A 16410-nucleotide genomic window follows, 5' to 3' on the forward strand; every position below is an offset into this window, starting at 1 on the left:
TCATGAAAAGCTTATTCGATAAAGTATCTCGTCAGTGTAGTAAGGCCGTAACTAACAATTATAGTACTTCTTTCTCTTTAGCTAGTAAAATGTTAGGCCCCACGATTAGACAAGACATACATAATATATATGGATTTGTAAGATTTGCAGATGAGATTGTAGATTCATTTCATGACTATGATAAAAGAACCTTACTGGATCGATTTGAACTAGATCTTAAGTACGCGATTGATGAAAGAATAAGCCTCAATCCAATATTAAATTCATTTCAAGAAACCGTAAACAAATACAATATCACCCCAGATATGTATGGGGCCTTTATCAATAGCATGAGACTAGACCTTGACAAGTCTGTTTATCTAACTGATGAGGAATACAAAAATTACATTTATGGCAGCGCAGATGTGGTAGGCCTTATGTCTTTAAAAGTATTTGTAAAAGGTGATAAAGCAAAATATGATGAACTTAGAGATGACGCTATGAGGCTAGGTAGCGCTTTCCAAAAAGTTAATTTCCTGCGTGATTTAAAAGCTGATCTTGATGTTCTAGAAAGAAGTTATTTTCCTAATACAGATCTTCATGATTTATCTGAAGATGATAAAGCCCGTCTTATACAAGAAATTAAAGAGGACTTTGATGCAGGACTTAAGGGTATTCAACGTTTACCAGTTGAGGCTAAACTAGGTGTATATACCGCATATGTTTATTACCGTAGACTTCTTACCAGATTAGAACGCACACCATCTAAAGAAATAAGAAATGCACGTATTAGGGTTCCCAATTATGAAAAATTAGGCTTACTTGCAAAAGGATATGTTAGCTATCGCTTAAATTTGATTTAATGGATATACTTTTTTGGATTCTTATCCTTCTGACCACTTTCTGCGTTATGGAGTTTAATGCTTGGTGGATGCATAAATATGTGATGCACGGTTTTTTATGGAATTTACATGAAGACCATCATCATAAACAACACGACAGCTGGTTTGAGAAAAATGATTTCTTCTTTGTTTTTTATGCAGTTATAAGCATTGGGCTTAAAATTGCACATAGCGAATTAGATCTTTGGTGGGCACTACCTATGAGTGCAGGAATATTTGCATACGGAGTAGCGTATTTTATAGTACATGATATATTTATTCATCAACGTTTTAAATGGTTGCGTAAAGCTAATAATGTCTATGCACGTGGAGTTAGAAGAGCACATAAAATACACCACAAACACATCGGTAAAGAAAAAGGTGAAAACTTTGGAATGCTTGTCGTTCCTCTCAAATATTTCAAATAAATGGCTACTGCCATAATAATAGGATCTGGATTAGGAGGAATCGCAACTGCTCTTAGACTGCGCCATAAGGGATATCAAGTTACCATATTTGAACAAAACGACTATGCTGGTGGTAAACTGCACTATATAGAAAAAGACGGGTATAGATTTGACCTAGGTCCTTCCCTATTTACTCTACCTCATTTAGTAGATCAACTGCATGATTTATTTCCTGATCATTGCAATTCATTTTCCTACATAAAAAAGAGTGTTGGTTGTCATTATTTCTGGGAAGATGGAACTTCATTTAAGGCATACAGCGATCAAGCAGATTTTGTTTCTCATGCTAGTGACACATTTGCAGAATCCAAAGCCGTTATCAACAACTACCTTAATAAAAGTAAATCACGTTATAACCTTACCAAATCTCTTTTTTTAGAAAAGTCGCTCCATAAATGGAGCACGTATTTTTCAATAAATACCATAAAAGCGATCATTAACGCACCTTTTCTGGGACTATTCAATACACTACACAAAGAAAATGAAGTGTTTGAAAACCCTAAATTAACCCAACTGTTTAATCGTTATGCTACATATAACGGTTCTTCACCTTATCAAACTCCAGGAATCATGTCCATGATACCTCATTTAGAGATGGGAATAGGAACGTATTATCCTCAAAACGGGATGCACCGTATATCTCAATCTCTTTATGAACTCGCTGTTAAGGTCGGGATAGAATTCCGCTTCCGCGAAAGCGTGACCAAAATTAATTATAAGGACAATAAAGCTACTGGTATAAAAACGCCAATTAGTAATTATAAGGCAGATATCATTGTTTCAAACATGGATATTTATCCTACTTATAAAAAATTGCTTACTGACTATCCTGCACCTCAAAAAACACTTAATCAAGAACGTAGTAGTAGCGCCTTAATCTTTTATTGGGGTATTAATCGTAACTTCCCAAACCTAGATCTTCACAATATCTTATTTAGCGAGAACTATCCAGAAGAGTTTGATCACATTTTCAATAAAAAATCTCTATTCAACGACCCTACAGTATATATTAATATTACCAGTAAGGAAACTAAAACAGATGCACCAGCAGGTTGTGAAAATTGGTTTGTTATGATTAATGCACCTGGTGATTATGGACAGGAGTGGGAAGCAATGATTGTAGAAGCCAGAAAAAATATAATAGCAAAAATTAATAATTGTCTCCATACAGATATTTCTAATTACATCAGTACAGAACATGTGTTAGATCCTCGCGGTATTGAGAAAAATACCAGTAGCTATCGAGGCGCATTGTATGGTGCTGCCAGTAATGATAAATTTGCGGCCTTTTTAAGGCACCCTAATTTTAATAAAGGACTTAAAAACCTATATCACGTCGGTGGATCTGTTCATCCAGGTGGTGGAATTCCACTCTGTTTATTAAGTGCACAGATAACAGCAGACTTAATACCTGATGTATCATGATTAAAAAATCGCTTATACTTTTTACTTGGGTGCTTCATGTTACAGCACTTATAGGTATAGCATTGGGGTACCAAGACTTTTTTGTGTCTAAATCTCCTTTTACACTTCTATATCTTGCTTTAGTTTTATGGATTTGTTATCCTATCCGATCTATAAAAAAAGTAAGCCTATTTGCATTATGCTTTATCGTAGGAATGACAGTAGAATGGTTAGGTGTACATACGGGCAGCCTTTTTGGTGATTATTTTTATGGTGATAATTTAGGTCCTAAATTAGATGGCATACCCTATTTAATAGGTGTCAACTGGGCCATACTGGCTTTTATAAGTCATTCTATATCCCAATCGTATATAAAAAATATTACAGCCCAAATATTTAGTGCAGCAGGATTAATGGTCATTCTCGATTTTTTCCTAGAACATATTTGTGACTATGCAGGTTATTGGCACTTTAATGGTGGTGCAGGCTGGTGGAATTATATATGCTGGTTTATCGTTGCTTCTATACTCCATGCCGTATTAGCTCATTATAAGTTGAAAGGTGATCGCAACACTTCCTTACATTTGTATACTGCACAACTCATTTTTGCATTAGGATTATGGATCATCATTTCGATATAGCAATTATAGGTTTGGGCTGCGCTGGCAGTCATATAGCCTTAGAGCTATTACAACAATGTCCAGATATAAAATTGGTGGTTATAGACAATGCTCCTACCGTCTTACATAAAAAATGGTCCTATTGGGAAAAAGATTCTGGAAAATGGGACCATATGACTCTTAAAAAATGGAATTATGGTCTTTTTAAATCGGCACAAGGTATTATTGAACTAGATATGAATCCATATGTTTATAAGACCATCAACAGTGTAGATTTTATCGCTTTCGCGAAAGCGAAACTACAACAAAGTAATAACAGCTCCTTTATCAATTCAACAGTAACCAGCATTGATAAAAAAAATGAAGAATTACAAATTATAAACCACACCAATGGTATAATCCATGCTAAGGTCATATTAGATAGTCGTATAGACAATCAGTTTTTTAAAGATCAAAAAGCGATCACTTTACAACAGCATTTTAAAGGGTGGACCATCGAGACTACCGATGATCACTTCAACCCAGAATGTTTTACCATGATGGACTATAGCTTAAGGGATCGTGGTACAACAAGCTTTACATATATATTGCCCTATAGTACTAAGAAAGCACTTATAGAATTTACATATTTTTCGCCTGATCTGGTAATGGATACTACCTATGAAGAGTATCTCAAGCGTTATATTAATGAGCAATTAAACATAAAAGAGTATAAAATTGTAGAAATAGAAAAAGGTATTATCCCTATGACTACTTATAATTTTGACCGTCACCATTCTCAAAATATCTATAAGATAGGAACCGCAGGTGGCTGGGTAAAACCATCAACTGGTTATTCTTTTAAAATGACAGAGAAAAAAGCAGCCACTTTGGTACGTAATTATTTGAACGGTTTACCATTACTGACAGATTTATTTACAAAACGGTTTAGTATATATGATAGCAGCATGCTGTCGGTCTTACATGATTTCAATGATGATGGACCAGCATTTTTTCATCGTTTATATGATAACAATAACATACAAAGACTATTTAAATTTCTAGATGAGGAGACCAACCTTGCGGAAGAGATTTCTATAATGCAAAGCATGACTTCAAAGCGCATGATTAAGGCTTTTTTTAAAAGCTTATTATAGACCTTCCGGTATTTCAAAATTAGACCAAGAACCAATAATGCGATAAGGTTGGAATCTGGTAAACATCTCTTCCTTATACCATTGCAAGGCTTGAGTTTGTTGCACAGCATGTCTATGACTTTGACTACGATAGGCAAACTTCTTTAAAGCACGAGCATCGTTCCAAAGGCTGAAAGTCGCCATTTGAGTTACTGGTCTCTCTCCTACTCCTGCAGTAAATAATAAATTAGGATTATCAACTAAGTCTAATTGAGAGGTAGGTACATAATCCCAAAATTTTTTCAACATGCTTATTTTAATAGTAGCTCTTGTTATTACAGAGATATAGGCGTTATTATCATCTAAGTTTTCACTCACCATAAATGGGTTTTTCTTAGACCACTGTCCATGCGCTTTTATACATTTCATATAGAAAGTAAGCTGGTTGGAACTGTGCTTTTGATATCGATTATATAAATTTGAATTTGCAAAAAAGCTTTTTGCAGATTCTTCATTTTCCCAAACTTGCAATAATCCATAAACACTCCAGTCTGGTTTAGGATCAAAGTTTTTCTTTCCTGAACCCAACAATTTATAAAATTGTAAGCCATTCACTTTCTTTAACGGACTGTGTGCAAATTGCATCATTCCGAATGCCCAAAACTTTTGTTTAAATTCAGGATATTTAAAAAAAGTAAGTGTTGTGATTTGTTGTGACATGTTTTACAAAGATAGCTGCTTCTGTATTTTAAAAATCATAAAAACAAGACCATATCATTTGGATAGTTGTTTTAAGTCATATAAAAATGCCTCTTGAAATCTCAAGAGGCATTTTAAATATAATTCAAAAAACGCTTTTAATTATGCCGCGTTATCTTCTTTAATTTTGTTCAAAGCACTTCCCTTATGGAACCACTCGATTTGAGCAGCGTTATAAGTGTGATTTGCTTTAATTGTATCCTTAGAACCATCTGCGTGAGTGATCTCAATAGTCAATGGCACATCCGGTGTAAAGTTAGCAAGATCAACAAAGTTGAACGTATCATCTTCTTGAATTAGATCATAGTCAGCTTCATTTGCAAACGTAAGTCCTAACATACCTTGTTTTTTAAGGTTTGTTTCATGGATACGAGCAAATGATTTTACAATTACTGCTACAACACCTAAGTGACGTGGCTCCATTGCTGCATGTTCACGTGAAGAACCTTCACCATAGTTATGATCTCCAACCACTACAGAAGGTACTCCAGCAGCTTTATAAGCTCTAGCTGTTGCAGGAACTGCTCCATATTCACCATCTAACTGGTTTTTAACAAGATTAGTTTGCTTATTATAAGCATTAACCGCTCCTATTAAACAGTTATTTGAGATGTTATCTAAGTGACCTCTATAACGCAACCATGGTCCAGCCATAGAAATGTGATCTGTTGTACATTTACCAAAAGCCTTTATTAATAATTTTGCATTATTTACATTAGTACCTATAGGAGTAAATGGTTCTAATAATTGCAATCTTTCAGAGTCTTCTGCAACATTTACAACTACACCGCTTCCATCTTCTTGTGGAGCTAAGTAACCATCATCTTTTACTTCAAAACCTTTAGGTGGTAATTCCCATCCTGTAGGCTCATCTAACATTACTTCTTCTCCATCTTCATTGATTAATTTATCAGTGATAGGATTAAAGTCTAGTCTACCAGCAATAGCAATAGCAGCAACCATTTCTGGAGAAGCTACAAATGCATGTGTATTAGGGTTACCATCGGCACGTTTAGCAAAGTTCCTATTAAACGAATGAATGATGGAGTTTTTAGGTGCATTTTTAGGATCCTCATAACGTGCCCACTGACCAATACATGGTCCACAAGCATTTGTAAAGATTTTTGCATCTAACTTTTCAAAGATCCCTAGGATACCATCGCGCTCTGTTGTATAGCGTACTTTTTCAGATCCTGGATTAATTCCAAATTCCGCCTTAGTCTTAAGACCTTTATCAATAGCTTGTTGAGCGATAGAACTTGCACGAGATAAATCTTCATAAGAAGAGTTAGTACAAGAACCTATAAGTCCCCATTCTACCTTAAGAGGCCATTCATTTTTAGTTGCCTTTTCATTCATTGAACCTACTTCAGTTGCTAGATCTGGAGTAAAAGGTCCATTTATGTGAGGCATTAATGTATCTAAATTAATTTCTATTACTTGATCAAAATACTGTTCTGGGTTAGCATATACCTCATCATCACCAGTAAGATAATCTTTCACTTCGTTTGCAGCATCTGCTATATCAGAACGATCTGTCGCACGCAGGTAACGCTCCATTGAAGCATCGTATCCAAAGGTAGATGTTGTTGCACCTATCTCTGCACCCATGTTACAAATAGTTCCTTTACCAGTACAAGAAAGGTTTGCGGCACCTTCACCAAAGTATTCTACTATTGCACCTGTACCACCTTTTACAGTAAGAATCTCAGCTACTTTAAGAATTACATCTTTAGGAGCTGTCCAACCAGATAATTTACCTGTTAATTTAACACCTATAAGTTTAGGGAATTTCAATTCCCAAGCCATTCCTGCCATTACGTCAACGGCATCTGCTCCACCTACACCTATTGCAACCATTCCTAGTCCACCAGCGTTTACTGTGTGGGAATCAGTTCCAATCATCATACCACCTGGGAACGCATAATTTTCAAGCACTACTTGATGAATAATACCAGCTCCTGGCTTCCAAAATCCAATACCGTATTTATCTGATACTGACTCTAAAAAATTAAAAACCTCGTTAGAAGTATTCAAAGCATTTTGAAGATCTGCATTAGCACCGTTCTTTGCCTGGATTAAGTGATCACAGTGAACGGTTGTAGGTACTGCTACTTCGGTTTTACCAGCTTGCATAAATTGTAGCAAAGCCATTTGAGCCGTAGCATCTTGACATGCGATACGATCTGGTGCAAAATTTACATAGTCTTTACCTCTAGTAAAAGGTTTACCAGGTGTTCCATCCCAAAGGTGAGAATATAATATCTTCTCAGCTAGTGTAAGAGGTTTACCAGTAATTTCACGTGCTTTATTTACACGAGACGGTATCTCACTATACACTTTCTTAATCATATCAATATCAAATGCCATAAGGTATATTATTAGTTTTATTAGTGTTTTAAATATACAAAATTATAGAAGCACTATTTATAATATAAATATAAAATTGACCACTGCACTGATAGTTAATATTAATAACAAGTAGAAATAATAGTAATCAAAAAAGCCTGAATCATTAGATTCAGGCTTTTTTTGATTATATTAAATAGTTTGTTGTTTTAAGCAACAACTAAGTTCTTAGTAGAAGGCTTGAATTTAGTTAAAACTATACCTTCAACTGCTGCTTCATATTCTTCCATTGTAGGTGTTCTTCCTAAAATTGTAGATAATACAACTACTGGAGTAGAAGATAATAAAGACTCACCTTTTTTACCGTCTGTATCTCTTACCACTCTACCTTGGAATAAACGAGTAGAAGTAGCCATTACCGTATCACCTGGCTCTGCCTTTTCTTGGTTACCCATACAAAGGTTACAACCTGGACGCTCTAAGTATAACATATTTTCATACTTAGTACGTGCTAGTCCTTTAGGCGCGTTATCATCAAATTCAAAACCTGAATATTTAACTAAAACATCCCAGTCTCCTTCTGCTTTTAATTCATCTACGATATTATATGTAGGAGGAGCCACAACTAGAGGCGCATTAAACACTACTTTTCCTTGTTGTCTCTCGATATTCTTTAACATCTGAGCTAAGATTTGCATATCTCCTTTATGAATCATACATGATCCTACAAAACCTAAGTCTACTTTCTTCGTTCCTCCATAATAAGATAACGGGCGGATGTTATCGTGAGTATAACGCTTAGAAACATCTTCATTATTCACATCTGGATCTGCTATCATAGGTTCTACGATCTTATCTAGATCGATAACAACTTCAGCATAATACTTTGCGTCTCCATCTGGCTTTAAAGCAGACTTCACACCTGTTTTAATCTCAGTAATACGATTATTTGCTTTATCAACTAGTCCTTTAAGATCTTGTTTTGGGTTATCCATACCCTTATCAATCATAATCTGAATACGATCTCTAGATATTTCTAACGACTCAATTAAGGTATCATCTTCAGAAATACAGATAGAAGCTTTTGCTTTCATCTCTGCTGTCCAGTCTGTAAACGTAAATGCTTGATCAGAAGTTAAAGTACCAATATGTACTTCAATAATCTTTCCTTGGAAAACGTTTTCTCCTTCAAATTGATCTAACATTTGCTCTTGAGTAGCATGCACTACATCACGGAAGTCCATGTAAGATTTCATTTCTCCTTTAAAGGTAACTTTCACTGATTCTGGAATAGGCATAGTAGCCTCTCCTGTAGCAAGAGCTAGGGCAACGGTTCCTGAATCTGCTCCAAAGGCAACACCTTTTGCCATACGAGTGTGTGAATCTCCACCTATAATTACATCCCAGTCATCAACTGCGATATCATTTAATACTTTGTGTATAACATCTGTCATTGCATGATACTTCCCTTCTGGGTGACGTGCTGTTACTAATCCAAAGTCGTTCATAAACTTCATTAATCTAGGGATATTAGCCTTAGACTTATCATCCCATACAGAAGCTGTATGACAACCAGATTGATAACCACAATCAACGATAGGAGAAATAACAGTCGCTGCCATCATTTCTAATTCTTGAGAAGTCATTAAACCAGTAGTATCTTGAGAACCTACAATGTTTACTTCTACTCTTACATTAGAACCAGCGTGTAACGTTTTTCCTGGTGTTGAACCTACTGCATTTTTATTGAATATTTTTTCAACTGCAGTTAAACCTTGCCCTTCTATAGATACTTCTTTTGCAGTAGCATATACTTGAGGAACGTCTATATTTAAAACCTTACAAGCAAAGGTTTGTAATTTTTTACCAAAAACAACTGCATAAGATCCACCAGCTTTGATAAACTCCATTTTAGGCGGAGTTAAAGCTGTAGAGATATCTTTTAACTCTTTGTCTCCGTTATATAATTTCTTGGTTTTTGTATTGATAGTAAGAACCGTACCAGTAGCTACAGAATATTCTTCTTTAAGAATAGCCTCACCATCTTCATCGACTATCGTATTACCGTCTGCATCTTTTTGCTTAACCCAGTTTTTTAAATCAATACCGATACCACCGGTTACTCCTACGGTAGTTAAGAAAATAGGTGCAATACCGTTAGTACCTGCGATTACTGGAGCGTAATTAATAAACGGTACATATGGACTAAAAGGAACACCAGTCCATAGCGCTACATTATTCACACCAGACATTCTTGAAGAACCTACTCCCATAGTTCCTTTGTCAGCGATTAACATCACTCTTTTATCAGTATGTTGCTCTTTTAAAGCTAACAAATCATTCTGCATGTCCTTATTATGCTCAAACATACACTGACCATGTAATTCACGGTCTGATCTTGAATGCGCGTCTGCACCAGGAGATAATAAATCTGTAGAGATATCACCTACACCTGCAACAAAAGTTACGATCTCTATTTCTTCTTCTACATCTGGTAACTTAGTAAAAAACTCTGCCTGTGCATAGCTCTCTATAAGTTCCTTAGCAATAGCATTACCATCGTTAAAAGCTTTTTCTAACTTTTCAGTATCTGCTTCATATAAGAATACTTGAGTTTTTAAAACTTTGGCAGCATCTTGAGCAATTTGAGCATCATTACCTAAAGCAAGATCTAATAAAACCTCTACAGAAGGTCCACCCTTCATATGAGATAATTGTTCAAAAGCAAAAGCTGGTGTAATTTCTTTTACCGCTTCCTGACCTAAAATAATTTCTTTTAAAAACTTAGCTTTAACAACAGCAGCACTAGTCGTACCTGGTAAAACATTATAGATAAAAAAGTTAAGAGACTGCTCTCTAAACTCGTTTTTTACGTCTTTAATTTGCGATATAATTTCGCTTAATAATTCAGCTCCATCTATAGGTTGTGGGTGAAGTCCTTGTTCTTTTCGGTCTTCAATTTGCTGAAGGTAGTCCTTATAAGTATTCATATATTTTATAATAGTATTCGGTTCAATGTAAATTAAGATATGTCTTTATGATACAAACTTTTTCTTACTCTAAGTCTTACATCAGAGGCCATAATCACAGAATAATTTATCCTTTTTAAAGGATTGCGAAGTTACAAAAATGACACGTGAAATGAAAGTCTAACCGCGCTACCACAGTAGTTTAGACGTTCTCAAAATAATGATGTTTAAGAAGATGAGAATTATGAATTTAATAATTTAAACCGTTTAAATTGTCAAATTCATAATTCTAACGATAATGATTATCAAACTAGTAATAATTTATTTCAGCAGGTTGACTGTAGACAAGATGAAATCTACTTCCTGTTCACTGCTTTAAAAATAAAATAAACAGCAGCTAGGTCAGCAGCATATCCTAAAACCATAAAACTATTGCTAAAAATAGGATAGATATCCCTATATAATGCACCAGCACCAACTAAAATACCTCCTATTAAAAAGAGATATAAACTAGCAGCGTATTTGCGCATCTTAAAGAATTTTTGCGATAATACTATCTTCAGTATATCCTTCGGCTTCTGCCTTGTAGTTTTTAATAATACGATGTCTTAGAATTCCAGTAGCAACTGCTTTCACGTCTTCTATGTCTGGACTATACTTACCATTTACAGCTGCGTGAGTTTTTGCTGCTAGAATTAAATTCTGAGAAGCTCTTGGACCAGCACCCCAATCAATATATTCCTTAACAATCGCTGGTGCGGCTTCCGACTTTGGTCTTGTCTTACCTACTAAGGCCACGGCATATTCAATAACATTATCTGCTACAGGTATACGACGTACTAATTGTTGAAAATCTATTATTTCTTGAGCATTGAACAATGCATTAATTTGCGCTTTGTGATTACTAGTAGTTGCCTTCACCACATTTACCTCTTCTTCAAAAGAAGGGTATTCTAAATTAATAGCAAACATAAATCGATCCAGTTGTGCCTCTGGCAATGGATAAGTACCTTCTTGTTCTATAGGGTTTTGTGTTGCTAGCACAAAATAAGGTGCGTCTAATTTATAATTATGACCTGCGACAGTAACCGTTTTTTCTTGCATGGCTTCTAGTAAAGCTGCTTGTGTTTTAGGTGGTGTACGGTTAATCTCATCTGCAAGGATGATATTAGAAAATATAGGACCTTTAATAAATTTAAAGGTTCTACTTTCATCTAGTATTTCACTACCTAGGATGTCACTAGGCATTAAATCTGGTGTAAACTGTATACGCTTAAATTGCAAACCTAGTGCTTGTGAAATGGTGTTTACCATTAAAGTCTTTGCTAGACCTGGAACACCTACTAATAAAGCATGCCCACCGGCAAAAATAGAAATAAGAATTTGGTCTATGACTTCATCTTGTCCTATAATAATTTTTGCAATTTCTTTTTTGAGCTCTTGGTGTTTCTTTACCAAATTATCGATAGCAGTTACATCTGACATGTGATCTGTTTATTATTTATTCCATTCATTTTCAAAATCACAACCTTTAAACTCTGCGCCAATCTTAATATAAGTGTCTTTGAGTTTTTCTGATTGCCATTTCCTAATTGCTTTTACTTGTTTATCTCTTAAAGCAATATCTTTAATTTTAAGATAATCTAAAGCATAGTCTGCTTTGTGATCTTTTATCTTATTGATGACATAAATAATTTTAAATGTCTCACGACCTATCTGATCTTTTTCATCTATAATACCACTTATATCTCCTTTTTCAAGAAAAATAATCTGTCTAGTTAAATCTTCAGAAAGTCTGGTAAGATCTAATCGTGCTTCACCAGTATTGGGATTAATTAATTTCCCACCATTCTTTGCGGTTTCTTTTTCATCACTAATTTCTCGTGCGGCTTGATCAAAAGTAATTTCTTTTAAAATTATTCTATCTCTCATCTCATCGAGTTTCTGTTTTGCCTCATTAACCTGAGCAACAGAAATATATGGATATAATAGTATATGACGTACATCTCTTACTTGTCCCTTTACCTTCTCTACTTTTAAAATATGCCAACCAAAAACAGTTTCAAATGGTTCACTGACTTCTCCTTCCGTTAATGAAAAGGCTGCTTCTTTAAACTCTTTTACAAATTGATCTCCTCTTTTCAAAGAAATAATCCCACCTTGACGCTCTGTTGCTACGTCTTCAGAGAACAATGCAGCTTTTGCTGCAAAACTAGCTCCGTTTTCAAGCACATCAGTACGGTAATCGTTTAGTTTATCTACCACATCTTTAACAGCATCATCACTAGGTTTAGGTTTTACTACTATTTGAGCAATTTCAACTTCAGTATTAAATAATGGACGTTCTTCTTCTGGTAGATTAAAGAAAAATGCTCTTACCTCTTCTGGCGTAATTTCCACCTCTTCAGTAATACGCTGTTGCATACGTTGCGCTAGTTTCATATCTCTAGTGATACGATTTAATGCAGACCTTAATTCTGGCATGCTACTTTTTTGATATTTCTTCAACACGGCATCTTCACTTCCTAGAATACCTTTAAAATATGCAATACGTTGATCAGTCTCTGCCTCTACTTCTTGATCACTGACCGTGATACTATCTTGTACTGCATGATGAGCAAACATTTTTTCACGCAATATACTCTCAATCAATTGACAGTCTGACAATTCACCTAAGTCTTGATCTCCTTGAATTTCTAGAAGTTGTTTTTTAATATCTGAATTAAGGATAACATAATCACCTACAACACCAGACACTCCATCAATAAGCTCTCTTACTTGTACCACAGGTACTGGTTTTACCGAGTCTATTTTTCTCATAGCCAACAGCACTTCTTCTTTTACCTGCTCATCAGACATTTGAATTGTATCTGTTTGTGCTATAGAAGCTTTCGCGAAAGCGAGACCTAAAATAACCAGAAGGTATTTATGACTTAATTTGAAATTTCTTACTCTTGATAGCATCATCTAATAAATCTTTTTCTAATTTTTTAATGTAATTAAGTTTGCGCCTATTGAGCAACACTTGTTTTATTGTAGGTTTTACGTAAGATAATGGTGCATTATCACCGCGACGCAGTACATTATTGAATCGCACCAAATATACGCCAACGCTATCTTCTAATTTCCAATATTTGTTATCTTTTATGTAACGCTCTTCATTTGAAGGCGTGATTGTAGTGACTCTATTAAAAACAATATTTTTCTGAACCCAGATACTATCATTTAAAAAATGACTTTTGAATCCCAAGGATAGACTATCTAACTTTTTAAACGCATCAATCGAGCCTTTATTGAATAATTTATCGACCATATCAACATCTGTGTACAATGGATCTAATTGTATATAACGGAATTGCACTAAATCCTCGTTAAGTTTAAAATCCTTTTGATGTTGTTTAAAATAATTTTCTATGGCTGCAAGTTTAATAACCGTATCTAAATTTTGCTTGGTGAGCTCTTGCTTATAAGCTTGTGAATAAAGTTCAAAGCGATATTTTTCAATAAGCTTATCTAGTTGTTCTTGCTGCGATAGGGAAATGTTTTTGCGAGCATTTTGCATTAACAATCGCTCAGTTGCCCAGTTATTGATATAACTAGAGACTATGATGGTACTATCTTCTTTGGTATATTGTTCTGGTAATAGATTTTCAATATCTTCTTGAGAGAGATAAGCATCACCGGCTATAACTACAGCATCAACAGGTTGTGCTTGCTGAAAATACTCACAAGAGCTAAGTAGCAATAAAAAAGCTATGTAATACAATAGTTTATGCATCTTTTGCAATCGCTTTTTTGACTTTTTTAAAGGTCTTTTTATTGACCTTAATAGTTCTACCATTTCTAAGGGATGACATCCAATCTTTTTCTAATTGTTGCTGGTAATCATTAATTACTGCACCACGAGCCTCATCAAGTGTTTTTTGAGAAGGTTCTAAAACCTCCTTTACAAGAATTACTTTATAGAATCCTGTTTTCTCATCATAATAAATGGATGAAACACCTTCTTTAACTTCAAAATTGTCTGGAATACGATTATAAGTTTCTTCAACAATCCCATTAGACATCATTACCTTAGTACGTCCATCGATATTGAATTGTTTTTTAATCTCTTCTCTAGAGGTACCGTTTTTTAATAATCGCTGCACTTCTTGAGCTACTTCTTCTGTAGTATTTTGTGTTAAAACAATATCTAACCTACGTTTCCATTGATACTTACTTTTATGTAAGTCATAATAAGCCTGTTGACCTGTAGAATCTTCTTTTGCCTTATTCCAAATTTTAGTTTCTAGTAAATCAAAAAGTAATAGACCTTCTTTATACTCATCATAAATAAAGGCAAAGTCTTTATTTTCATTTTCTAAATTTTTATCATAATAAGCTGCAATAGATTTATCGATAAAATCATAATAGAACTTTTGAACCTTTTCTTCTTTACTACTATAATTTGTAAAATCCTTTTTCTGACGGCTCATAACGTCTTTGTAGAAATCTGCATAGGTGATTTCTTCATCTTTAATAGTAAATATTTTCAAATCTGCCATCTTGAGAGCAGGATCATATTGCCAGCTATTACTTAAAATAGAATCTGAAATAACTTCATTTAATTTTTCAAGAACCTTCTCTGATCTTTCTACATGATACTTTTCTCTAAGACTTTTATTGAATGAGTCTGTAATCTTGCGAGCTCTAGGTGATTTTCTAATTTTCTCTTTTAGTGATGGTGCAAGATCCTCATAACTACCTACTGGATGTTTTTCTATAAGCTTAACAATATGCCATCCAAATTTTGATTTAAAAGGTGCAGAGTATTCACCTTTTTCTTTTAAACCAAAGGCGATATCCTCAAAAGTAGTGGCATTTAATCCTCCTGTTCCAAAACGATCTAATTTACCACCACGCGATGCAGAGTTCATGTCGTCTGAAAACTCTCTTGCAAGTTCTTCAAATCTACCCGTTTCTTGCAACTGTTTATAAACATCATTGATACGTTTTTCGGCGGTTTTTTCTTCAGCATCTCTAGCGTCAAAAGTCATGATGTGTGCAACGGTAACCTCACCTCTTGCTGGTCTATCTTCAAAAACCTTAACTATATGATATCCAAAGTCTGTTCTGAAAATTTCAGAATGCTTCCCTACCTCAGTGTCAAAAGCAGCATTTTCAAAAGGATAAACCATTCTAAAAACACTAAACCAGCCTAATTTCCCTTCATTACCAGCGCTCGGACCTTCGCTTTTAGTACGTGCCAGTTTAGAAAAATCTGCTCCATTATCTAATTCATTTTTAATTGCGTTTATTTTATTCCACGCTTTTAATGTATCCTGTGGCGCATCGCCTGGCCCAACTTTAACTAATATGTGACTGGCCTTTACTTCTCTTTTTTTACGATCATAAGCTTCTCTTATCAAGGATTCTGTTACATCTGTGTCAGTTAAGTAGGCTTGTGCAAGACTTTGTCTATAATTATTAAGCTCTTTTTTATAAGACTCTTTAAGATCCAGATTCATTTCATAAGCCTGCAATAACTTTAACCTGTAGTCTATATAAAGGTCTAAGTAATTATCGATATCTTTTTGAGAATCATCTTGTACAATGTCTAGATTTTTGAGATAAACTCTCATAAAAGTCCCAGCATCATAGGAATTACCGTCTATAGTAAGTAATGTTTTATCTTCAAGTTCTTGAGCGACCGCTATCGAACTTATAAAAAGTAATAGTATCGTAAAAAAACGTTTTGTAGAAATCATATTTATTCTCTTTCAAGGCTAGCAAAAATAACCATATTTTAACCCTATACAAAACGCTTCTCTTTTCAACCTAGTATATTGATTTCACTTCTATTTTAACTAGGTATTTTAAAGCAGTTA

At 34.6% G+C, this 16410-nt stretch carries 13 protein-coding genes; 5 read left to right on the forward strand and 8 right to left on the reverse strand.

Annotated features, from left to right (window positions below; genetic code table 11):
• Positions 1-2: 2 nt before the first annotated feature.
• From R1T42_RS07580 to R1T42_RS07600, 5 genes are read left to right on the forward strand one after another with little or no spacing between them, the layout of a single operon-like run.
• The gene (locus R1T42_RS07580) at positions 3-842 is read left to right on the forward strand and encodes a phytoene/squalene synthase family protein (RefSeq protein ID WP_317289897.1); all 840 of its coding nucleotides are present in this window, start codon (positions 3-5) and stop codon (positions 840-842) included.
• A complete protein-coding gene (locus tag R1T42_RS07585) occupies positions 842-1288 on the forward strand; it encodes a sterol desaturase family protein (protein WP_317289898.1) in 447 nt (148 codons plus the stop codon). Before R1T42_RS07580 ends, R1T42_RS07585 begins: the two co-directional genes overlap by 1 nt.
• Positions 1289-2752, forward strand: coding sequence for a 1-hydroxycarotenoid 3,4-desaturase CrtD (gene crtD, locus R1T42_RS07590; protein WP_317289899.1), 1464 nt, complete (start codon positions 1289-1291; stop codon positions 2750-2752).
• Positions 2749-3372 carry a carotenoid biosynthesis protein gene (locus R1T42_RS07595; RefSeq protein WP_317289900.1) on the forward strand — a complete coding sequence of 208 codons (624 nt, stop codon included), beginning with the start codon at positions 2749-2751 and terminating at the stop codon, positions 3370-3372. Before crtD ends, R1T42_RS07595 begins: the two co-directional genes overlap by 4 nt.
• Positions 3351-4487, forward strand: coding sequence for a lycopene cyclase family protein (locus R1T42_RS07600; RefSeq protein ID WP_317289901.1), 1137 nt, complete (start codon positions 3351-3353; stop codon positions 4485-4487). The genes R1T42_RS07595 and R1T42_RS07600 overlap by 22 nt, the downstream gene beginning before the upstream one ends.
• Here R1T42_RS07600 and R1T42_RS07605 read toward each other — a convergent pair.
• From R1T42_RS07605 to R1T42_RS07640, 8 genes are all read right to left on the reverse strand, one after another.
• The gene (locus R1T42_RS07605; protein WP_317289902.1) at positions 4482-5186 is read right to left on the reverse strand and encodes a DUF3291 domain-containing protein; all 705 of its coding nucleotides are present in this window, start codon (positions 5184-5186) and stop codon (positions 4482-4484) included. The genes R1T42_RS07600 and R1T42_RS07605 overlap by 6 nt on opposite strands.
• Before the next feature lie 141 nt (positions 5187-5327).
• Positions 5328-7595, reverse strand: a complete 2268-nt coding sequence (locus R1T42_RS07610; RefSeq protein WP_317289903.1) for an aconitate hydratase — start codon at positions 7593-7595, stop codon at positions 5328-5330.
• A 188-nt stretch (positions 7596-7783) separates the two neighbouring features.
• Positions 7784-10564 (reverse strand): bifunctional aconitate hydratase 2/2-methylisocitrate dehydratase, encoded by a 2781-nt coding sequence (locus R1T42_RS07615; RefSeq protein WP_317289904.1) that lies wholly within the window; start codon positions 10562-10564, stop codon positions 7784-7786.
• A 335-nt stretch (positions 10565-10899) separates the two neighbouring features.
• Positions 10900-11073 carry a hypothetical protein gene (locus R1T42_RS07620; protein ID WP_160165379.1) on the reverse strand — a complete coding sequence of 58 codons (174 nt, stop codon included), beginning with the start codon at positions 11071-11073 and terminating at the stop codon, positions 10900-10902.
• 1 nt (position 11074) lies between these two features.
• Positions 11075-12028 (reverse strand): AAA family ATPase, encoded by a 954-nt coding sequence (locus R1T42_RS07625; RefSeq protein ID WP_036579568.1) that lies wholly within the window; start codon positions 12026-12028, stop codon positions 11075-11077.
• A 12-nt stretch (positions 12029-12040) separates the two neighbouring features.
• Positions 12041-13510: a peptidylprolyl isomerase gene (locus R1T42_RS07630; RefSeq protein ID WP_036579566.1), complete on the reverse strand. Its 1470-nt coding sequence runs from the start codon at positions 13508-13510 to the stop codon at positions 12041-12043.
• Positions 13470-14321 carry a hypothetical protein gene (locus R1T42_RS07635; protein ID WP_042249604.1) on the reverse strand — a complete coding sequence of 284 codons (852 nt, stop codon included), beginning with the start codon at positions 14319-14321 and terminating at the stop codon, positions 13470-13472. Before R1T42_RS07635 ends, R1T42_RS07630 begins: the two co-directional genes overlap by 41 nt.
• Positions 14314-16290: a peptidylprolyl isomerase gene (locus R1T42_RS07640; protein ID WP_317289905.1), complete on the reverse strand. Its 1977-nt coding sequence runs from the start codon at positions 16288-16290 to the stop codon at positions 14314-14316. Before R1T42_RS07640 ends, R1T42_RS07635 begins: the two co-directional genes overlap by 8 nt.
• Between the last annotated feature and the right edge of the window lie 120 nt (positions 16291-16410).

Origin of the sequence: Nonlabens ulvanivorans (genome assembly GCF_032922765.1) — a bacterium.
GTDB lineage: Bacteria > Bacteroidota > Bacteroidia > Flavobacteriales > Flavobacteriaceae > Nonlabens > Nonlabens ulvanivorans.